Here is an 18,353-nt window from a genome sequence, read left to right as displayed (position 1 = left end):
TGCTATATTGAACAAGAAAGGATTATATCACCACCGGGACAAGAGCCGCGGAGGAAGGGATTAGGTTTGCACATGGATGCACGCTGTGAGGTTGACAATCGGGTAAGGGTTCTTTGGATACTGGCTCAAAATCCGGGGCAGCTCACCCCGAGCTCGGCCCTGGTAAAGGAGCTTAAAATAACAAGGCAGGGAATATCAAAGATAATAGGCAACCTCAAAGATGAGGGGATAAGGATATCCTCGGTACCTCAAAAGGGTTACGTACTGGAGGGGCCTCCGGAAGATGACCGTTTCTCCCCGTCATGGGCCGAGATGCTTCTCATAGATTCCAAGCTGGGACATCCCATATTTCACTACGCCTCCATCGGGTCCACCCAAGCCCCGCTCAAGGAGATGGCAGCTCAAGGGCGTCCCGAGGGGGCCGTTGTGGTGGCGGACGAACAGACGTCTGGCAGGGGAAGGCAAAGCAGGCGCTGGGAATCCCCACCGGGGGGGTTATATGGGTCCGTACTGCTCAGACCCAAGCTGCTTCCCCGAATGGTTCAGGCGGTAAACCTGGCCTGCGCGATGGCCATGGGGGACGCACTGGCAGAGCTTTGCGGGATAGGATGTGAGATCAAGTGGCCCAACGACATACTGGTGAGGGGGCGCAAGATCTGCGGGATGCTGAGCGAAGGGGCCGTTGAGGTGGACCAGATCCATCACGTGATATCTGGGTTTGGGGTCAACCTCAAGGTAACCCCAATCTTAAATGACCCCCTCACGGAAGCCACGTCGGTAGCTCAAGAAGGGGGCAAGGTGCCGAGCCGTCACCACCTTTTATCACATTTTTTAAAGAGGCTTGATTTTTACCTTGGCACGCTTCGCATGACCCCCAAGTATTTTATGGAAACATATGCTTCCAGATGCTGCACCATAGGCATGCGCATAAGGGGCACCTGGGGGGATAATATCATCGAAGGGACCGCGGAGGGCTTAGACCAGGACGGATCCCTGTTAATCCGCCTGGAGGGCGGTGATGTAGCGGCGTTCTCCGCCGGTGACATCAAGCACATAAGGCCTGCGGAGGGGAGGTGAACATCATGAGGCTTACGGAACGGGCCAAGACCAGCGGGTGAGCCGCCAAGATAGGTCCAGCGGAGCTGGATCAAATGCTTATGGAGATCCCCTCCCTTAGGGATCCGAGGCTTCTATCCGGTTGGGACAACGGAGAGGATGCGGCCCTATGGAGCTTAGGGGATGGGAGGATTGCCATCCTTACGTTGGACTTTATAACTCCCATCGTGGACGACCCGGTGCTCTTTGGGGAGATCGCAGCGGCAAACGCCTTAAGCGATGTTTTTGCCATGGGCGGCTTGCCCAAGGTGGCGTTGAACGTGGTGGCGTTCCCCACCTCCTGCGAGCCATTGGAGGTACTCAAGGGAATACTCTTAGGGGGGGCCAGGAAGGTCCAGGAGGCGGGGGCGTGCCTTGCGGGAGGACACAGCGTTCAGGATGATGAACCCAAATACGGCCTTTCAGTTTACGGGGAGGTTCATGAGGATAGGCTCTGGCGGGTAACCGGGGCAAAGCCGGGTGACGGGCTTGTGCTGACCAAGCCGCTGGGCAGCGGGATACTGACAACCGCGTTCAAGGCCGGCATGGCGGGGGAAGAACTGCTGACGGGGGCGGTCACGTGGATGGCCATGCTCAACGACCTGCCCAGAAGGCTGCCGGAGGATATCCTCACCGCTATCAGGGCTGCCACGGACGTTACGGGGTTCGGGTTCCTAGGGCACTGCCTGGATATGGTGAGCTCTTCAGACATGGACGTGGAGATCCTATCCTCCAAGATACCTTCCATGGAGGGGGCCCTTGAAATGGCCGCCATGGGCATGGTTCCCGCCGGCGCATACTCAAACAGGGAACATTTTTCATCACGGGTAAAAATGGGAGAACACGTTAAACTGGAGGTCCAGGACCTTCTATACGACCCTCAGACCTCCGGAGGCCTCCTGCTGGCGGTGGACCCCCTAAGGGAGGGCGAGCTCATCAAAACCCTCAGAGAAATCGGATTTACCAAGTCAGAACTGGTCGGGAGGTTTAAAGAAGGGGCGGGGAGTGCAATGATCCTCTGAAAAACCTGCACCTTCCCCCGCCCAGGGGTTCATCTCCTCATATCCTGACCAGGGAACTTCCATAAAGCCTCTGCCAGGTCTCGTTGTAAACGTGACCGGGGGAAAGCGGCAGTGATGCCATGCCCTCCTCTACGGCTTTCTGCGCCACCGCCTCTGCAACCCGAGGGGCTGACTCGTCACAGAAGGGATCCGGTAGGATTTTCTGGCGAGAAAGCTCGTGCTCCTCGGTGATCGAAGCTAAGGCATCCGCGGCGGCAAGCAGCATGGAATCGGTTATGGTGTTAGCCCTTACATCCAAAGCCCCCCTCATTATACCGGGGAACGCTTGGAGGTTAAGGAGGGGATTAGGATGCTCAGCAGTCCCGGTGGCCACAACCTCAGCTCCTGCGGCCACCGCCTCTTCATAGGGGATCTCCGGCTCCGGCAGAGCTAGGGCGAACACCACGGCCCTCGAGGCCATGGATCTAACATGCTCCCCGGTCACCAGGTTGCCCTTAGATAGACCGATCATTACATCCGCCCCCTTAAGGGCTTCACCTATCCCTCCCCTGATGCCCTCTGGGTTTGTCTTTAAAGCCAGCTCCCGCTGAATGTGATCCATCTTGGGGTTATCCTCCCCCAAAATGCCAGCGCTGTTAAGACAAACTATGTTCCTGGCACCGGCGGCCAGCAAAAGCTCCGACGTAGCGATACCGGCAGCCCCAGCGCCGATTACAGCTATCCGGACATCCTGAAGGTTCTTTTGGACAACCTTAAGGGCGTTTTTGAGCGCCGCTAAAACCAGGACAGCGGTGCCGTGTTGGTCATCGCACAAGACCGGTATGTCCAGCACGGATCTCAGCTTCTTCACCACCGTGAAGGTATTGGGGCTTGATATGTCCTCTATGTTCACCCCTCCCAGGGTAGGGGCCATGAGCCTAACGTGGTGGATGATCTCATCTGGATCTGAAGTATCAAGGCACACCGGTATCGCGTTTATATCCCCGAAAAGCTTGAACAACAGGCACTTACCCTCCATGACGGGAAGCGCCGCCTCCGGTCCTACGTTACCTATGCCCAGAACCGCAGATCCATCGGTTACGACAGCGATACGGTTCCCCCGGCCTGTGTACTCAAAACTCAACGCGGGATCCTCGGTGATGGCCAAGGACGGATAAACGCTTCCAGGGACATAAGCCAGCCCCAAATCCTCCTCGTTCCTGACGTTTATGGTGGGGTAGATCTTTATCTTCCCCTTCGCCCTCCTGTGAAGATCCAAAGCCCTTAGCCTGTCGATGGTCATATTAAATCCCCTCCCCGGCATATCATGGACGGTTTTTATGCCCTTCAAACCCGTCTACCAATGGAGATCCCATAAGGTCCTCCTTAAGGTGATTCATGGAATGACTGCCCTCCCTGGGGGATAGCTCGTCCAACATCGTAACCCTACGGATAGCCAAATCAACCACCATACCGTCATCCGCACAAACAACTCTTGAATGGGGGAAGCGGTCTTTGAAGTACTCCTCTACCAGATGGGGCCCCCTCTTGATTATGCCCCTCCCCATGTGGGTTACAAGCACCAAGGGAACATTGGAAGCCCTTAGCAGCTCCTCAACGTCCTCTAGGGACAGGTGTTCCAGGTTGGGTCTCCTCCTCTCCAGGGTTACGTTAATGATCAGCACCTGGCTCGCCTCCGCCACCTGATAGACAACCGGCAGCATGGCAGTATCGCTTACAACGCCCACGCTGGGAAGCCCGCTGCCCCTCAGGAGGAAACCGAACGTCATAACCCCGTGGTGTTTTAGCTTGAAAGCCCGCAACGTGGCGGACTCACCCAAAGGATAGTCAGATAGATCCTCTAGGAGTATCTTTTGCCGAACCTTTTTCATAAGGTAGCGGAATATCACCGGTTCATCCCCCAGGGCGTCGGACGGCAGGAAAAGGCTCCCCCTGCAGCTGTAACCTCCTCCCACCATGGCCTCCACCACTGCGTTGGCATCGCCGCAGTGATCCAGATGCCGATGGGTTATGAGCACCCCATCAAGTTCGGTGGGGTCAAGTTCCGGCACCGCCCTGCACATATGATGCAAGCACCCAGGACCGGGATCTATAACCCCCGTAAAGCCGGCGTAACGGAAGAAGATGCCACCGCTGGACCTTATTTGGTGCATCGTGCAAAACCTGGCCCCAGAGGTGCCAAGGAACCGAATGAAATTTTCTGGATACATGCCAGAAGTAGACGTTTTCAAACTACCCCCTTCATAACTGGAGAGGAACGTGGTAAAAGTATATGCTCAAATCGATTGCTGTGCTATGCTCATGGGGATTAAAAGGGGTGGGAGGTGAAGAAATATGAAAAGGCTACACCCCGACGACCTTCCAGATAAGCCCATTACGGTGGGGCAGATACTCAGTGCCATGGACGGAGGCTACCCGGGATACCTGGAGAAACTGCTTCAGCAGGTTCAGCAGTGGCTGACGTACCTGTCGGAACGCAGATATCCCATGGAGGCGGAGGATCTCTTCTGGGGCAATGGAGAATCCGATGGGGAGGCACTCCTTCCGCAGATAGGATGGGTTCAGGCCTTTGCAGACGTCATGCCTTCCGGAGGGGAGGTAATGGGTCATAAAGATGCGGTGGTTCTGGGTGTGGGGCCCATAATGTTTGAGGATTCGTTGCGGATGGCCATAGACCACGGAGCCATCTTCGGCCGAGGCCACTGCTCCAGGATATGGCTTATCACGGACAATTGGATAACCGGGGAGGCCTGTGCCTTCGGGGGACACATAAACGCCCTGAGGGAACAGGGGGTGGAAATAAGAGCCATAATCGTCACCCCCTGGGGATGGACGGAGGTCCCATGGTCCACCAAACCGGGCTGTCCAGGGAGGACCGCCTGGACGGACGGCCGAAGTGACGGGAGACAGTAGAACATGTCAGATTGGGGAAGGGGCATTGATCTCCTTCCCCAATTTCTTATGCCCTATGATCTTACAGCGGATATCCCCTATCCATGCCACATGGTATATTAAACCAAAGATCACACTTCACATGGTTCAATGGTGCGTGGCGGTTTGAGCTAAGGGTTAGATAAAGTTCAATGCCGCGGAATCCGAAAAAGACGCTGAACCATGTTATTTCAGAGCCCTGTGATTTTCAGAGCCCTCAAGGAGTCATGAAAGGAGGTTCCACCCATGGGGGATCCCTTGTTTCAGTTCACCGGCGTGACTTCCCAGATAGACTGGGGGACCATGTTGGACAAGATAATGGAGAACGCTAGAAAGCCAGAGAAGATATGGCAGGAGGAGAAGGACAAGCTGGAGCTGAAGAAGGGGCTTTACGATGAGCTGTCCGCCAGCATGAAACAGCTCCGCAACAGCATAACCTCTCTCAAACTATCTTCCACGTACAACAAGAAACAGGCGGAACTAACAAGCCTTGAGGCCGGCAAGTCCGCCAATGCCATCCTAACCGCCACGGCGGACACGTCTGCCGCAATAAATCAGTGGACCATAAAGGTCAACCAGGTGGCCAAAGCGGAAAGGCGAACCTCCGATAGGTTTGACAGCGTGAGCAGCGCCCTCAACCTGTCCGGGACCTTCAGAATATACGTGGGGAAACAATGGGCGGAGGTATCGGTTGCCAACTCCGACTCACTGCGGGATATAAACCTAAAGATTCAAAAGGCCTTGGACAGCACCGGCAGCAACCTCGCCATAACCAGCAAGATAGTGGACAACCGCATAGTCATAGAGAGCACCGCCACAGGGCTCGGCAGGTCGGGGCCAAAAGCCTCAGAGACCTTCAAGATGGGCAGTTCGAACACCTTTTATCTGCCCAGGGAGGTCAACGGCTGGTATCCAAGCTCCGTAACGATCCAATCCGGATCCGTGACCTATGCGTCCGGGACGGACTACTCCTATGACGCGGCTACGGGAACCATAACGTGGCTTGGCACGAACAAACCAGCCAGTGGATCGGACTTCAAGGTAACCTACTCCCAGGACACGGAAACCATAACAAGGGGGACAGGGGCCACGGATAACATGGCGCTGCCTTCTCCCCGTCCTTCATCCATACTCATAACCCAGGGGAGCAACACGTATGTGGAGGGCAAGCATTTCACCTACAACTCCTCCACCGGGGAGATAACCTGGACATCATCATCACAGCCCGCCACGAGCACAAATTACACCGTAAAATATCTTTACTACTCCAACGACAACGTCTTCTACCTTCAGGACGTATCCGGTACGGTAGTATCTGGGGACAAGCTGTCCGGGACCGGCCTTGGCCTCATGGGGACGTCGGGGCACACGGGGGCCCAGAACGCCCTGTTCGAGGTTGACGGACAGGAGGTGGAACGGGACAGCAACACCGTAGAGGACCTCATCGCCGGAGTGAAGCTCAACCTGGTTGGGACGGGAACCGTGCGGTTAGACGTTACCGTGGACGCCCAATCCGCTGTTGAGGGGCTTAACAACTTCGTCGCCGCCTACAACGACGTTATGGATTGGATAAACATTCGACTCACCGAGGAGAGCAAGACGGAGAAAGCATCGGGGAGCAACAAGAACGACGACTTCTACAAGAAGTTCGGTTTGCTTCATGGGGATTCGCTGCTTTGGCAGATAAAGGATCAGATGAGGCAGTTGATATCCTTTCCCCTTAGTAACCTACCCAACACCTACTCCTCCAGGGGTTATCTGTCCTCCACCACACCACTCAACATCAAGGGGGACATGGTGCTGGACATAGGCGGCATGAGGGCAAGGATAACGGTTTCAGAAAGTGACTCCCTGGAGAACATAAAGGCGAAGCTCACGGGTCTCACCGATGCCACCGCGGGCACCAACGGCAACCCCAAAGGAGGGAAACTGCCCTTATCGGTCTCGGTGGAAAAAGGCAAACTGGTAATAAGGTCCACGTCGAACAGCATAGACGGCCGAACCACCAGGTCAGACACGGTGAGCAGGAACACCGCTTCCAGCTGGGATCTATTGCCCTATACCCCTAGCGTCGCCGCACCTATATCGGGGGCTTTGGTGATCAAGCAGGGCAGCACGGTGTACACCGAGAACGTGGATTACACGGTGCAGACCGTGGAGAACTCCAACGGGGCCTTTGAAAGCCGCATAGTTTGGCTCTCCGGCGGGAGACGCCCCTCGGGGAATTACTCCGTCCAGTACACGTATGACCCCGGCAAGGTGGCCATAAGCACCACCGGAAGCTTAAGCACCATGGGCTTCTCCCAGGACGGCACGAGAAACTCTGTGACCTACGCAGGTATAGCCACCGAGAAGGCCAATTACGGGAAGAGCGGCAAGCTCGAGTTCAACGTGGAGACCTTCATGGCTAGGATGAGGGACGATAACAACGGAGTGGCTAACCTAATGTCCTCCATCATGAACAAGCTTGACCAGTTCTTGGGCAACATGGTTGATACAACCCAGGTGACGGTGGGCACCGAGGTGGTGGTCAAAGGCCGGATCGCCGCAAGGGTGAGCTCGATAAAGGAGCAGCAGAAGGCGATAGACAAACGCATAGCGGACTTTGAAAACAGGCTGAAGATAATGCAGCAGTCGTATTACAACCAGTTCGTGGCGATGGAGAAGACCATATCAAAGATGAACCAGCAGTTATCGTGGCTTGCGGGGATAGTGGCGCAGCTGTCAGGGGTAAAGCAGCAGTGAACGCCAACCGGGGCATCATGGGGATTGCCTGGTAGCGTTCAGCCCATCCGCCTAACAGACCTGCGAAGTCCTCAGGCCAGTCCCTGGGGACTTCGCAGTTTTAACTGTCTTAAAACCAGGCAACCTCCATCTCATCGCACAATGCGGAGCCGCTGCGCACAATCTAGGTACCATTCCGCACTAAACCGCCCGGGCATTTACACCGCCACAGTCTAGCGGAGCCCCGATACAGCAGGAGAACTCCATCTGAAGGGTCACATGAGATATGTTAAAATGCCTCTGTATCAAGGAGGTCACCTGGGACAGCACAATGTCCGTGTGGTCCTTGGCGGAGTCCTGGAGGGTCACGTGGGCCTCGAGGAACATATCCCTTCCGTCGGTGGTCCAAATGTGAAGGTGATGCATGTTAACGACCTCTGGGATCTCCTCCACATGTTGGACCAGGGCATTGATGTCCACTCCTTCCGGAGTACCTTGCATTAGGATGTGAAGAGATTCCTTTAGCAATGGGAAGGATTCTCTAAGCACGTAAACGGACACTCCGAAGGTTAGCAGGGGATCCAGCCAGTACCAACGGAACTTCATTACAAAGATTGCCGCCACTATAACCCCCACCGATGATAGGGCATCCATCACGATGTGGAGGTAAGCAGATCGCACGTTAAGGTTTTCCTTGGAATCCCTATGAAGGAGCAAAGCGGTTAGAAGATTCCCCAGTAGGCCCACCACCGCCACGGACAGCATTACTCCACCGGCTATCACGTCAGGATGCAGGAACTTACGAACCGCCTCCACCAAGAGGAACACTCCTACTCCAATTAAAGCCACGGTGTTGAGAAGTGAAGCCAGCACCTCTGCCCGCTTGAAACCGAAGGAGTGGGAAGGGGTCCTCTCCATGCGGGCTATCCTCATGGCCAACCAGCTTACCCCTAGGGACGAAGCATCGGAAAGGTTATGAACCGCATCGGACAGCAGCGCCAAGCTGTTGGACATCACACCACCGACCACCTCGGCCAAGGTTATCAAAAGATTAAAAATTAACGATAAAACAAGTCTGCCCTCCGTTGTGCCATCGGAAGCCTTATGGTGATGATGCCCATGATGACCGTGTAAATCGTGATGGACGTGTTCATCCTCGCGATAGAAAGCCAAAACAAAAACCTCCTAGCCCTTAAGTGTCCTATTTACGTGACAATAATTTCACTCTTTTGAGTCCAAGTCAAGCCCATTTCCAATAAACAGTCACATTTAGCTAGTTCGTAGAATTATCGGGGGGACCGATGAAGGAGTCCAGCAAGCGAGCTATGAGAAGTATTCCCGCGATGCTCATGACAAGCCTCGTCACGGTAAACCTATATCCCATGTTAGCCATCTCGAACATCAAAAGGGGGATCTTGGTGGTGGACCATGCGCCAAGGAACACCATCACGTTAAACATGCTGGCACCCTTGGATATCATCACCTCCGCAACCGGGAACGCGGCATACAACGGGCCGGCTGCGGCGGAGCCCATTAGGAAGGACACTAGAACCCCCTTAAGTCCAGAACCGGGGCCCGTAAAACGCATCATGGTGGACCTATCAACCCAAACGTCAAGCAGGCCAAGCAGAACGAATATGGGCGGTATAATCGATAGCATCTCCTTAAGGTTCGAGAGGCTTAAAACGATGATGCCCCTGCCGAGATGGGGCTTAAAAAGTGATATCCCAACAGCCACCAGTGCAACGGACAGGAAGAAGCGGTAGCGATAGACTACGGCCCTCATCCCATGACCCGTCCTAACACCAGGGCTATAAAGAATGAAAGCACCAAGGAAAGAAGGTTTCTCCACAGGGCCAGCCTCACCCCTAGGATCTTGGCCTCCATGGGAAACGTGACTACCCCAACCATCATGAGGGACGATACGAAGGCCCCCATCTGGGCATAACCAGCCCCGGCCTTAACCATGGCAGATGCCAGGGGAAACGCAACGAAGCCGGGCATAAGGGTTATGGATCCTATCAGCAAGGCCAAGAGGACGCCGGATACGCCGCTTTGCTTCCCCAGCAGGGCAGCTATGGCGGAGGGGTTAAGCAATGTCATGCCAATCCCTATGAGCAGGAGCACTCCCAACAGCTGGGGCAGTATCCCCTCAAAGGCTCTAAGGGCTTTGAGAACCCCCTTTCTAGTCCTCTCTCGGTCTTTAACGTAGGAAATGCAAAGCGCAAACCCGGCAACAGCATAAAGGATCCAAGGAAACAAACGATCACCTCACCACCAGGGCTGTTTGTCCTTCCCCTGCGTTTAGTTGGCTGTAATTTTATCTTTATATTTCTTTATAATCTTTTTTAGCTACAATTCTAATCCCATCCACTCCCTACAAACCCATCCTTACTCCATACTTTCTTAGCCATTCTCTCCTTTTTTCATAGTCTGGCATTACTTTTGAAAGCAAAATCCAAAAGTCTTTAGAGTGGTTTTTGTAGTAAAGATGGCACAATTCGCGAACAAGGATATAGTCAAAGGCATCTGCCCTTGCCATTGCACATCGCCAATTGAACAGTAATTCATCCTTTGATGTACAGCTTGCCCACCTTTTCTTCTGCTCCTTAACCTTTATACCAGTTCCTTATTCGCTTTATTCGTCTTTATTGTGCGCATACACCCAGTTTCTTGATTTTTTTGATATATTTTTTATCAATATCCCTCGCCTCCAAGTTGATTTGTGCTACAAAATAAAAAAGACCCTGATCTATCAGGGCTTTAACCTACCTTATCATTGTGCTGTTCAAATATGGTGGAGGCGGGGGGAATCGAACCCCCGTCCGACAATGGCCAGCCTAGGAGCGCTACGAGCGTAGTCCGCGTTTTAAGTCTAAGGAAACGGTCTCCCACGGACGGGATACCCTTCCCCGAGCCCCCCTAGAGTCTCGAAGACCAGCCGGAGGACGATGCTGATCTCCTAGCCGCCTGTTTGACGTCCTTCCGGCACACGGCGGCTAAGCACCGGAGAACGTGGCTGCTAACTAAGCAGCCAGAGCGTAGTTATCGTTGGCGTTTTTCTTTTTGGGACCTTATTTACGAGGCTGCCCCAACCTCGGCTCGCTCTCCTAAACCCTCCGCTTGCCGTCGAAACCTGTCGCCCCCTCTCAACCTAAAGATATCCTAAAAACGCCTTGGAATAAACCCCCAACCTAACCAATAGGATCCACAAAAATCCCCTCTGCCGCAACCACAAACACCACGGGCCTTCACCTAGACCTCATGGCCCTCTCCATCTCCCGCTTAGCCTGCTTCTCCGCAAGGGCATCCCTCTTATCGTGAAGGGCCTTGCCCTTAGCAAGCCCCAGCTCTACCTTGGCCCACCGGTTGTTCTTGATGTATATCCTCAACGGAACCAGCGTAAGCCCCTTCTCCCGCAGCTTCTGATACAACCTCAAAATCTCACCCTTGGAGGCCAAAAGCTTCCTGGGGCGCTCCGGATCCACATTGTAATAGCTGCCCTTCTCGTAGGGCGATATGTGAACCCCCATAAGCCAAAGCTCACCGTCCTTGACGGTGGCATAGCCATCCTTCAGGTTAACCCGGCCCTCCCGCAACGACTTTATCTCCGTGCCGGTCAGCACAATCCCTACCTCCAGGGTGTCCAAGATGAAGTAGTCGAACCGGGCCTTCCGGTTCTGCGCCACGACTCGATCCCTCTCCATCCCTCAACACCCCCATTCTAAGCGAATGTTACAGCAAAAGTCATTTATAGTCAATCACCCGGACCGTCATGCCGAACCATCGCCCAAGCCCCATAAGCCTTGGCATCGCCTGACTTCAAACACCCAGAACGAGAAACCCAAGGGGGACCGACAAAGGACAAAAAGACGAACATAGCAGGGGAAGACTACCTCCCACAGCAGGGAAGGGAAAAGGCAAGCCAACCTCAGAATAACCAGGCAAAAATAAAAAAGGAGACCCTTAAGGGCCTCCGGAGTTCTCCTGGTCGGGGCGAGAAGATTCGAACTTCCGACCTCTTGGTCCCGAACCAAGCGCGCTAACCAGACTGCGCTACGCCCCGAACGGGAAGGATTTTAACACCCCAAAGGCACCACGTCAAACCTCAACACCTCGTGGCGCCCTTGGGGATCGATCAAGAACTACTTAGGCTGTATCCTGGTGAAGAAGTGGGCCTTGCCGTCCTTCTCAACCTTCAGGATCACCGCGGTCTTGTTAAGAGGGTTGTGATCCTTGGGATCCACGGATAGCACCCCATGGTGAAGCTTAAGGTTCTTGGTCTCCTCAAGGGCCTTGGCGATGGCGGTACCATCAGCCTTGCCAGCCCTCTTTATGGCATCCGCCAGCCAGTAGACGGAATCGTAGGCCAGGACACCGTTCACGAACTCCTTGCACTCATCCTTGTACTTATCCTTGTAGGCCTTGAAGAAGGGCTGCATGCCAGGATCTTCCAGAGAGGTGTGGTTAACCCAATAGGTTCCCACAAGAGCGGGACCTGCTATCTCGTACATGAAGTCCGCATAGCCGTCTCCGCCCATTATGATGAGGTCCTTCATCCCAAGCTCCCGGGCCTGCTTTATTATGAGGGCCATCTCCTTGCCCATGCCGGGAAGGAAGAGAACCTCCGCACCGGAGTTGCGGATGTTGGTGAGCTGGGCCCTGAAGTCGGTGTCCTGGCCACCCTTGTAAGCCTCATCGGCCACGATCTTTCCGCCAAGCTTTTCAAACTCCTTGATGCAGAACTCCCGGAGCCCCTGGGAGTAATCAGAGGCCACATCGTAAAGCATGGCCGCCTTCTTCTTGCCCAGCTTGACCGCCGCCAGGTTCGCAAGCACCTTGCCCTGGTAGGGATCGGTGAAGCAGATGCGGAAAGAGTAAGGACGAACCTTGCCCTTCTCATCAACCGTAACAAGGGGGTTGGTGGAGACTGTGCCTATCTGGGGCACCTTGGACCGGTTCACTATGGGGGCGGTAGCGATGTTAGCCCCGGATGCGTTGGCCCCTATGATGGCCACCACCTTGTCCTGGTCTATCATGCGCCGCACCGCATTCACCGCATCCTCAGTCCTGGTCCGCCAGTCATAGGGCACCAAAACCAGCTTCTGCCCCAACACACCGCCCTTGGCGTTGATCTCCTCCACCGCAAGCTGGGCTGCCCGCAGCTCCGTCTGGCCGTAACCCGCGTAATCCCCCGTAAGGGCGGTCAGATACCCAACCTTGATCTCCCCCGCAAGGGCACAACCCGCCGCCATGGCCAACACCGCCACGGCCAAACCTAGAACCAGAAACCTCCTCACTCCACAACACCTCCCGTTTGAGGATGAGAAACCTGCTGAAAATTCTACCATGACTAGGACACATCCGCATCGACCAAGCGTAAACATTAAATAAACCTTATAAAAACGCAGCCCCTTAAGAGCCGCTAGATAGTCGGCGTCTCCCCCCCCCCCCTGCAGCCGCTAAAAGTTGGACTTAAAAGTGGAAATTTGCGGTTTATTTTTGCCCCTGGGGCTCCTTGAGGAAACTTGCATGTGGTATCATGTACACAAGAGTTGGGCCCCGTGCCCCCAACACCCCACAGGGAGGGATGGAAGTTGAAGCTCCTAAAGACCTACGCGGAAAAGTGCGTTCGGTGCGGCGCCTGTATGGCCGCATGCTCCAAGGCCTACTTCAAGGAGGATGACCCTAGCCTCTCCAGGATCAGGGTCACCGACGTGGGCAGCATGCCCAACATAAACGTCTGCAACCAGTGTGGCACCTGCATAGAGGTGTGCCCCACCCAGGCCCTGGAGAGGGATAAGAACGGGGTGGTCCAGCTTAGGAAAGACAAGTGCACCTCCTGCATGATGTGTGTAGGATACTGTCCCACCGCCAGCATGTTCTTCAACGCCGCCAAGCAGAGTCAGCCGTTCAAATGCATAGCCTGCGGGCTTTGCGCCAAAGCCTGTCCCACCGGCGCTCTGGAGATAATAGGATAAAATCCACAAGCCCAAACCCTGGAAAATTGGCTGCAACATGCACACAAAACCCCAACAGGGTCGAAAAAAGAGGGACCATAAGATCCATACTTAAAAAGGCAATGCCCTCACGAAAGGAGCGGTAAAAGAGATGGAGAAGATGAAGCTTCTCGCCCAGTGGACCTACACCCCGAAACCCATTCACAGGGGTTACACCAAGGAGGTCTGCTTCGTTGACCTGGGCAACCGGGACGGCAAGTACTCCTTCAAGACCAAGCCGCTGTCCGACGAGTTCGTGGAGCGCTTCACCGGCGGCCGCGGCTTCGGGCTAGGCCTCCTCTGGGAAGCGGTCAACGAGAATACCAAGTGGGACGATCCGGAGAACGAGATAATAATATCCGGCGGCCCCCTTTGCGGAATAACCCAGTACCCGGGGGCGGGCAAGTGCTACTCGGTCTTCCTCTCCCCCGCCACCAAGCAGACCTACGCCAGCAACGCCGGCGGATACTTCGGCCCCCTCATAAAGTTCTCCGGCTTCGACTCCTTTGAACTCAGAGGCATAGCTGACAAGAACGTAATAATATTCGTGGACGGAGACCTCGGAAAGGTGGAGATCTACGAGTCCCCCTTCGATGACAAGTCCAACTCCTACACCATAACCGATGAACTCCACGAGTACTTCTCCGCCGAGGACGAGGACCGGGAGAACGGTAAGCGGGCCATATCAGTGGTATCCACGGGTCAGGCGGCCCACCACAGCTACATATGCGGGATGAACTTCAGCTTCTATGACCTGCGCCGCAAGGTGGCAAGGCTCAAGCAGGCGGGACGCGGGGGCGGCGGAACCGTGTTGCGCCACAAGGGCGTGCACGCCATCGTGGTGAAGAAGCGCAAGGTCACGGGAGTGGAGAACGACCCCGCGGACCTCGCAACCCTTCAGAAGGTGGGCATCAAACTCCATAAGGAGATTCACGACTACGACGATGTGCAGTGCAAGATGCGCAAGGTGGGTACCGCTCACCTCAACGAGGTTATGAACGACTACCACCTGCTGCCGGTGAACAACTACAAGTTCGGCCAGCATCCGGACATAAACAACATCCACTCGGACGTCTACACCAGCCTGTTCACCCAGGGCCTGCCGGACGGCTGCTGGTATGGTTGTTCCCTCTCCTGCGCCAAAGCGGCGGACCATTTCGAGCTCAAAACCGGCCCGTGGAAGGGCCGCAAGGTTACCGTGGACGGTCCGGAGTACGAGACCGCCGCGTCCCTGGGCTCCGTAATAGGCATATTCGATCCCAAGTGGACCATAGAGGCCAACTTCTACGCTGACCACTACGGCTTCGACACCATATCCCTTGGAACCATAATCGCGTTCCTGGCGGAGTGCTACGAGCTGGGACTCATAAACGACGAGCATACCGGTGGGCTTAAACTGAACTTCGGCAACAAGGAGCACATGATGGAGCTCATCCACAGGATGGCGGAGGGGAAGGATGAGTTCGCCGTGGCGGCCAGCCGGGGCATCCGCTACCTCAAGGACTTCCTCAGCGAGAAGTACGGGGCAGACCGCAAGATCATGGAGGACATCGGCATGGAAGGGCAGGGCCTCGAGGTCTCCCAGTACCGCTGCCAGGAGTCCATAGCCCAGTGGGGAGGCTACTTCCTCACCCTTAAGGGCCCCCAGCACGACGAGGCTTGGCTCATATTCATGGACATGGTGAACAAGCAGCTGCCAACGTTCGAGGACAAGGCGGAGGCGCTGTACTACTTCCCCAACTTCCGGCTGTGGTTCTCCCTGGTGGGACTCTGCAAGCTACCCTGGAACGACATCGAGCCCGCGGACAACCACGTTAAGTACAAGGGCATCGAGGCCGCCAAGGTACCGGAGCATGTCCAGAACTACGTGGACATCTTCAACGCCGTCACCGGGAAGAACATCACCAAGGAGGACATCATCACTCAGTCCGAGCGGGTCTACAACTTCGAGAGGGTCTTCAACCTAAGGCTGGGCAAGGGGACCAGGGAGTGGCACAACATACCCGCCAGGGGGCTTGGCCCGGTCTTCGAAGATGAGTACATGGCAAGACCTGACTACTTCGACGACAAGCTGAGGGAAGCGGGGATAAACCCAGAAGGACTCTCGGTCAAGGAGAAGATCGAGAAGCTCCAGGCCTACAGGAGAGGTCAGTGGGAGCAGTTGGTTGACGCGGTCTACAAGCGCAGGGGCTGGAACAAGAACGGCATACCAACCCTCGAAACCGTGAAGCGCCTTGGGATAGATACCCCCGAGGTGGTGGAGGTCCTCAAAAAGCACCTCCGTCCGGAGGATGAGTGGGACAACTGATGGATAGCTTCATCACAGTCAACGGAGACAAGCACCCCTGGCGGGAGGGCATGACCGTCCAGGACCTGCTGGACGAGAAACGATACACCTTCCGTATGCTTTCGGTGTGGATCAACGATAAGCCGGTTGAGCGGGATCGCTTCTCCTCAACCCCCATACCAGAGGGGGCTAAAGTGCAAGTGGTCCACATGATAAGCGGGGGCTAAATCCCAGCTCACGGCAAGAGACGCTCCTGCTCCTACAACAAAGGGGACATAAGGCCGCAAAAAGCAGGCCCCGGTGGGAATCTACGCCGGGGCATGCTTGCTTTATTCGTTCGCTATTACCCCTAAGAGATTCAATGCCATCGAAGGAACAACACCGCGACCATAGGGCAATCTAGAGCAAGGAAGGGGGCGCAAAACCCCCCACAGAGAGATCAATCCACTGCGGTACCCACCAAAACCAGGTCATCCTTGGACAGCTGGGCCAACCCCCTCTTCCAGGCAAAAACCGCCGCCTGGGTCCGGTCCACCAGGTCCAGTTTCTTTAGAATGTGGCTAACGTGGTTCTTAACGGTCTTCTCCGACAGCACCATCCGCTTGGCTATCTCGGCGTTGTTAAGCCCCTGGGCTATCCAGTAGAGCACCTCAAGCTCCCTCGGCGTAAGGCGTCCTAGAAGGTCCCGCTCCTCCCTTCGCCGGTTGAAAGTGCTGAGCAACTTACCCGCCACCTTGGGATCCACGTAGGAATGTCCCCTGTAAACGGACCTTATGGCGGAAAGGAGCTCCGTCATGCCCGAGGCCTTAAGCACGTAAGCATCTATGCCCACCGAAGAGAGGGCCGTTATGTGATCATCATCGTCAAAGGCAGTTATGGCCACGAAGCGCGGCAGATAATCCCCCCTCTTCTTAAGGTCCTTAACGACCTGGACACCATCCTTCCTCGGCATGTGAATGTCGAAGAGCAGGACATCGGGCCTTAACTCCAACACCATCGCCACCGCACCGTCTCCATCCTCCGCCTCGCCGATAACCTCCATGTCCTTCTCCATCTCCAGAAGGCGCCTTAGGCCATCCCGGAAGAGGCGGTGGTCATCGGCCAACACAATCCGAATCTTTCTCATCGTCTAACCTCCCAAGAGGTATGCTGAAGATCACCGAGGTTCCTCGCCCCGGAGCGCTTTCTATGCGAATGGTGCCCCCTAAAAGACGCACCCTCTCTTCCATGTTAATGAGACCCAGGGAACCCCTTCTGTATGCCTCTAACCTGGCGGCCTCCGGATCAAAACCCCTTCCATCGTCGGAAACCTTGAACGTGGCCATGGAATCACCGAAAGAACCTAAAATCTTAACCTTCTTGGCCCCGCCGTGTCTTATGGCATTGGCCACCGCCTCCTGGACAATCCGATAGGCGTTGGACCTGGCAGGCCCGCTCATGGCATCCCCATCCCCTCGGATAAGCACCTCCACGTGGACCGAATACCTGTCGGAAAAGGTTTGGGCCAGTCGCTCCAACCCCTCTTTTATCCCAAAATCAAGTCCCGACGGCTTAAGCCTCCAAAGAAAAGTCCGGAAATCCTTTACCGCATCCTCCATCTGATCCCTTAAACACCTTATCTCTTCCCTGGCCATATCCAGATCACCATTTAACAACAGCCCCTCCATCCTGTCGATGATGAGAAGGGCTCCAGAACAGTGCTGGGCCGGTCCATCGTGAACCTCCCTTGCAAGGCGCAAACTCTCTTGTTCCACCAACCGAAGGGACATGGCCGCCGCCTTGTAGTCCCTCTCTCCCTTGGCGGAGGACAGGTCTTGAGTATTGTTCTTTAGAACCTCCAACGCCAGCTTGAGCTTTCCCATGGTCTCGTCGGTCCTTAAAAGCATCCGCTCAAGACGGGCCTTCTCCCTCTCCGCCTCATCCCGCCTCTTCCTAAGGCCCCTCTCCCGTTCCTCAAAGCTCCCCTTGAGCTTCATAAAACGGGAGGCCTCGTCATATGCCTCCGCCTGCATCGCCTCATCTCTATTCTCCGCCGCCTTGGCCAGCTTAAGCCGCGCTTTTCTATAGGCCTCCGCCAGGGAGTCCGAAGCGGCTATGACGTCCTCCAGCTCCTTTCGGATCTCCTCTATCTCCCGCTGTTTCTCCTTTATGCCGGAACGTATCTCGTCCCTTATGTCGAGCACGGTTTCTATGCTGGAGTCAAGTGATCTGGCCGCCTTATCCAGAGCATCGTCTATCCTATCGCTCCAAACTTCACCACCCAAAACCCACATCCCCCTCTTGCGGCAAAAGAAC

At 55.3% G+C, this 18,353-nt stretch carries 17 protein-coding genes, 1 tRNA gene and 1 other RNA gene; 7 read left to right on the top strand and 12 right to left on the bottom strand.

The window, feature by feature from the left end; genetic code table 11:
• The first annotated feature begins 72 nt into the window (after positions 1 to 72).
• Together THEVEDRAFT_RS03430 and selD are read left to right on the top strand one after the other, a co-directional pair.
• Positions 73 to 1,077, top strand: a complete 1,005-nt coding sequence (locus THEVEDRAFT_RS03430; RefSeq protein WP_040825671.1) for a biotin--[acetyl-CoA-carboxylase] ligase — start codon at positions 73 to 75, stop codon at positions 1,075 to 1,077.
• A gap of 5 nt (positions 1,078 to 1,082) precedes the next feature.
• Positions 1,083 to 2,117: a selenide, water dikinase SelD gene (selD, locus tag THEVEDRAFT_RS03425; protein WP_083830693.1), complete on the top strand. Its 1,035-nt coding sequence runs from the start codon at positions 1,083 to 1,085 to the stop codon at positions 2,115 to 2,117.
• 37 nt (positions 2,118 to 2,154) lie between these two features.
• Here selD and THEVEDRAFT_RS03420 read toward each other — a convergent pair whose 3' ends face one another.
• Both THEVEDRAFT_RS03420 and THEVEDRAFT_RS03415 read right to left on the bottom strand, forming a co-directional pair.
• Positions 2,155 to 3,399 (bottom strand): NAD(P)-dependent malic enzyme, encoded by a 1,245-nt coding sequence (locus THEVEDRAFT_RS03420; protein WP_006583333.1) that lies wholly within the window; start codon positions 3,397 to 3,399, stop codon positions 2,155 to 2,157.
• Between the two features lie 22 nt (positions 3,400 to 3,421).
• Positions 3,422 to 4,270, bottom strand: coding sequence for an MBL fold metallo-hydrolase (locus tag THEVEDRAFT_RS03415; RefSeq protein ID WP_281054557.1), 849 nt, complete (start codon positions 4,268 to 4,270; stop codon positions 3,422 to 3,424).
• A 181-nt stretch (positions 4,271 to 4,451) separates the two neighbouring features.
• Between THEVEDRAFT_RS03415 and THEVEDRAFT_RS03410 the strand changes: the two genes are divergently transcribed.
• Complete coding sequence (locus THEVEDRAFT_RS03410) at positions 4,452 to 5,030, top strand: hypothetical protein (RefSeq protein WP_006583331.1); 579 nt, start codon at positions 4,452 to 4,454, stop codon at positions 5,028 to 5,030.
• Between the two features lie 264 nt (positions 5,031 to 5,294).
• Positions 5,295 to 7,793, top strand: a complete 2,499-nt coding sequence (gene fliD / locus THEVEDRAFT_RS03405; protein ID WP_006583330.1) for a flagellar filament capping protein FliD — start codon at positions 5,295 to 5,297, stop codon at positions 7,791 to 7,793.
• Positions 7,794 to 7,973: 180 nt separating this feature from the next.
• Here fliD and THEVEDRAFT_RS03400 read toward each other — a convergent pair whose 3' ends face one another.
• The 8 genes from THEVEDRAFT_RS03400 to THEVEDRAFT_RS03375 form a co-directional block, all read right to left on the bottom strand.
• Positions 7,974 to 8,945 (bottom strand): cation diffusion facilitator family transporter, encoded by a 972-nt coding sequence (locus THEVEDRAFT_RS03400; RefSeq protein ID WP_006583329.1) that lies wholly within the window; start codon positions 8,943 to 8,945, stop codon positions 7,974 to 7,976.
• A gap of 100 nt (positions 8,946 to 9,045) precedes the next feature.
• Complete coding sequence (locus tag THEVEDRAFT_RS03395; protein ID WP_006583328.1) at positions 9,046 to 9,558, bottom strand: permease; 513 nt, start codon at positions 9,556 to 9,558, stop codon at positions 9,046 to 9,048.
• Complete coding sequence (locus tag THEVEDRAFT_RS03390; protein WP_006583327.1) at positions 9,555 to 10,034, bottom strand: hypothetical protein; 480 nt, start codon at positions 10,032 to 10,034, stop codon at positions 9,555 to 9,557. The genes THEVEDRAFT_RS03395 and THEVEDRAFT_RS03390 overlap by 4 nt, the downstream gene beginning before the upstream one ends.
• A gap of 115 nt (positions 10,035 to 10,149) precedes the next feature.
• Positions 10,150 to 10,392, bottom strand: coding sequence for a M48 metallopeptidase family protein (locus THEVEDRAFT_RS10300; protein WP_083830692.1), 243 nt, complete (start codon positions 10,390 to 10,392; stop codon positions 10,150 to 10,152).
• Between the two features lie 175 nt (positions 10,393 to 10,567).
• Positions 10,568 to 10,919, bottom strand: a transfer-messenger RNA (tmRNA) gene (gene ssrA / locus THEVEDRAFT_RS09320).
• A 104-nt stretch (positions 10,920 to 11,023) separates the two neighbouring features.
• On the bottom strand, positions 11,024 to 11,479 hold the full coding sequence (gene smpB, locus THEVEDRAFT_RS03385) for an SsrA-binding protein SmpB (protein ID WP_006583326.1): 456 nt from the start codon (positions 11,477 to 11,479) through the stop codon (positions 11,024 to 11,026).
• Between the two features lie 281 nt (positions 11,480 to 11,760).
• A tRNA-Pro gene (locus THEVEDRAFT_RS03380) sits at positions 11,761 to 11,838 on the bottom strand.
• 79 nt (positions 11,839 to 11,917) lie between these two features.
• Complete coding sequence (locus tag THEVEDRAFT_RS03375; RefSeq protein WP_006583325.1) at positions 11,918 to 13,072, bottom strand: ABC transporter substrate-binding protein; 1,155 nt, start codon at positions 13,070 to 13,072, stop codon at positions 11,918 to 11,920.
• A gap of 297 nt (positions 13,073 to 13,369) precedes the next feature.
• Here THEVEDRAFT_RS03375 and THEVEDRAFT_RS03370 point away from each other — a divergent pair, with 297 nt between their 5' ends.
• From THEVEDRAFT_RS03370 to thiS, 3 genes are all read left to right on the top strand, one after another.
• On the top strand, positions 13,370 to 13,753 hold the full coding sequence (locus tag THEVEDRAFT_RS03370) for a 4Fe-4S binding protein (RefSeq protein WP_006583324.1): 384 nt from the start codon (positions 13,370 to 13,372) through the stop codon (positions 13,751 to 13,753).
• 130 nt (positions 13,754 to 13,883) lie between these two features.
• Complete coding sequence (locus tag THEVEDRAFT_RS03365; RefSeq protein WP_006583323.1) at positions 13,884 to 16,079, top strand: aldehyde ferredoxin oxidoreductase family protein; 2,196 nt, start codon at positions 13,884 to 13,886, stop codon at positions 16,077 to 16,079.
• Entirely contained in the window at positions 16,079 to 16,285 is a 207-nt protein-coding gene (thiS, locus tag THEVEDRAFT_RS03360) for a sulfur carrier protein ThiS (RefSeq protein ID WP_006583322.1), read from the top strand. The genes THEVEDRAFT_RS03365 and thiS overlap by 1 nt, the downstream gene beginning before the upstream one ends.
• 212 nt (positions 16,286 to 16,497) lie before the next feature.
• On the opposite strand, the gene THEVEDRAFT_RS03355 is transcribed toward thiS, so the two are convergent.
• The gene (locus THEVEDRAFT_RS03355) at positions 16,498 to 17,184 is read right to left on the bottom strand and encodes a response regulator (RefSeq protein ID WP_006583321.1); all 687 of its coding nucleotides are present in this window, start codon (positions 17,182 to 17,184) and stop codon (positions 16,498 to 16,500) included.
• Positions 17,153 to 18,331, bottom strand: a complete 1,179-nt coding sequence (locus tag THEVEDRAFT_RS03350; RefSeq protein WP_040825669.1) for a sensor histidine kinase — start codon at positions 18,329 to 18,331, stop codon at positions 17,153 to 17,155. Before THEVEDRAFT_RS03350 ends, THEVEDRAFT_RS03355 begins: the two co-directional genes overlap by 32 nt.
• Positions 18,332 to 18,353: the final 22 nt, after the last annotated feature.

It is taken from the genome of Thermanaerovibrio velox DSM 12556 (assembly GCF_000237825.1).
Classification (GTDB): domain Bacteria; phylum Synergistota; class Synergistia; order Synergistales; family Synergistaceae; genus Thermanaerovibrio; species Thermanaerovibrio velox.
Note: the sequence above shows the minus strand (reverse complement) of the source record. Positions and strands in the feature narration are given on the sequence as shown.

Excerpts from the sequence above, each read along its gene's own strand:
- THEVEDRAFT_RS03430 (WP_040825671.1), top strand. The coding sequence starts at position 73 with ATGGATGCACGCTGTGAGGTTGACAATCGGGTAAGGGTTCTTTGGATA.
- THEVEDRAFT_RS03420 (WP_006583333.1), bottom strand. The coding sequence starts at position 3,399 with ATGACCATCGACAGGCTAAGGGCTTTGGATCTTCACAGGAGGGCGAAG.
- THEVEDRAFT_RS03415 (WP_281054557.1), bottom strand. The coding sequence starts at position 4,270 with ATGCACCAAATAAGGTCCAGCGGTGGCATCTTCTTCCGTTACGCCGGC.
- THEVEDRAFT_RS03410 (WP_006583331.1), top strand. The coding sequence starts at position 4,452 with ATGAAAAGGCTACACCCCGACGACCTTCCAGATAAGCCCATTACGGTG.
- fliD (WP_006583330.1), top strand. The coding sequence starts at position 5,295 with ATGGGGGATCCCTTGTTTCAGTTCACCGGCGTGACTTCCCAGATAGAC.
- THEVEDRAFT_RS03395 (WP_006583328.1), bottom strand. The coding sequence starts at position 9,558 with ATGAGGGCCGTAGTCTATCGCTACCGCTTCTTCCTGTCCGTTGCACTG.
- smpB (WP_006583326.1), bottom strand. The coding sequence starts at position 11,479 with ATGGAGAGGGATCGAGTCGTGGCGCAGAACCGGAAGGCCCGGTTCGAC.
- THEVEDRAFT_RS03365 (WP_006583323.1), top strand. The coding sequence starts at position 13,884 with ATGGAGAAGATGAAGCTTCTCGCCCAGTGGACCTACACCCCGAAACCC.
- thiS (WP_006583322.1), top strand. The coding sequence starts at position 16,079 with ATGGATAGCTTCATCACAGTCAACGGAGACAAGCACCCCTGGCGGGAG.
- THEVEDRAFT_RS03355 (WP_006583321.1), bottom strand. The coding sequence starts at position 17,184 with ATGAGAAAGATTCGGATTGTGTTGGCCGATGACCACCGCCTCTTCCGG.
- THEVEDRAFT_RS03350 (WP_040825669.1), bottom strand. The coding sequence starts at position 18,331 with ATGTGGGTTTTGGGTGGTGAAGTTTGGAGCGATAGGATAGACGATGCT.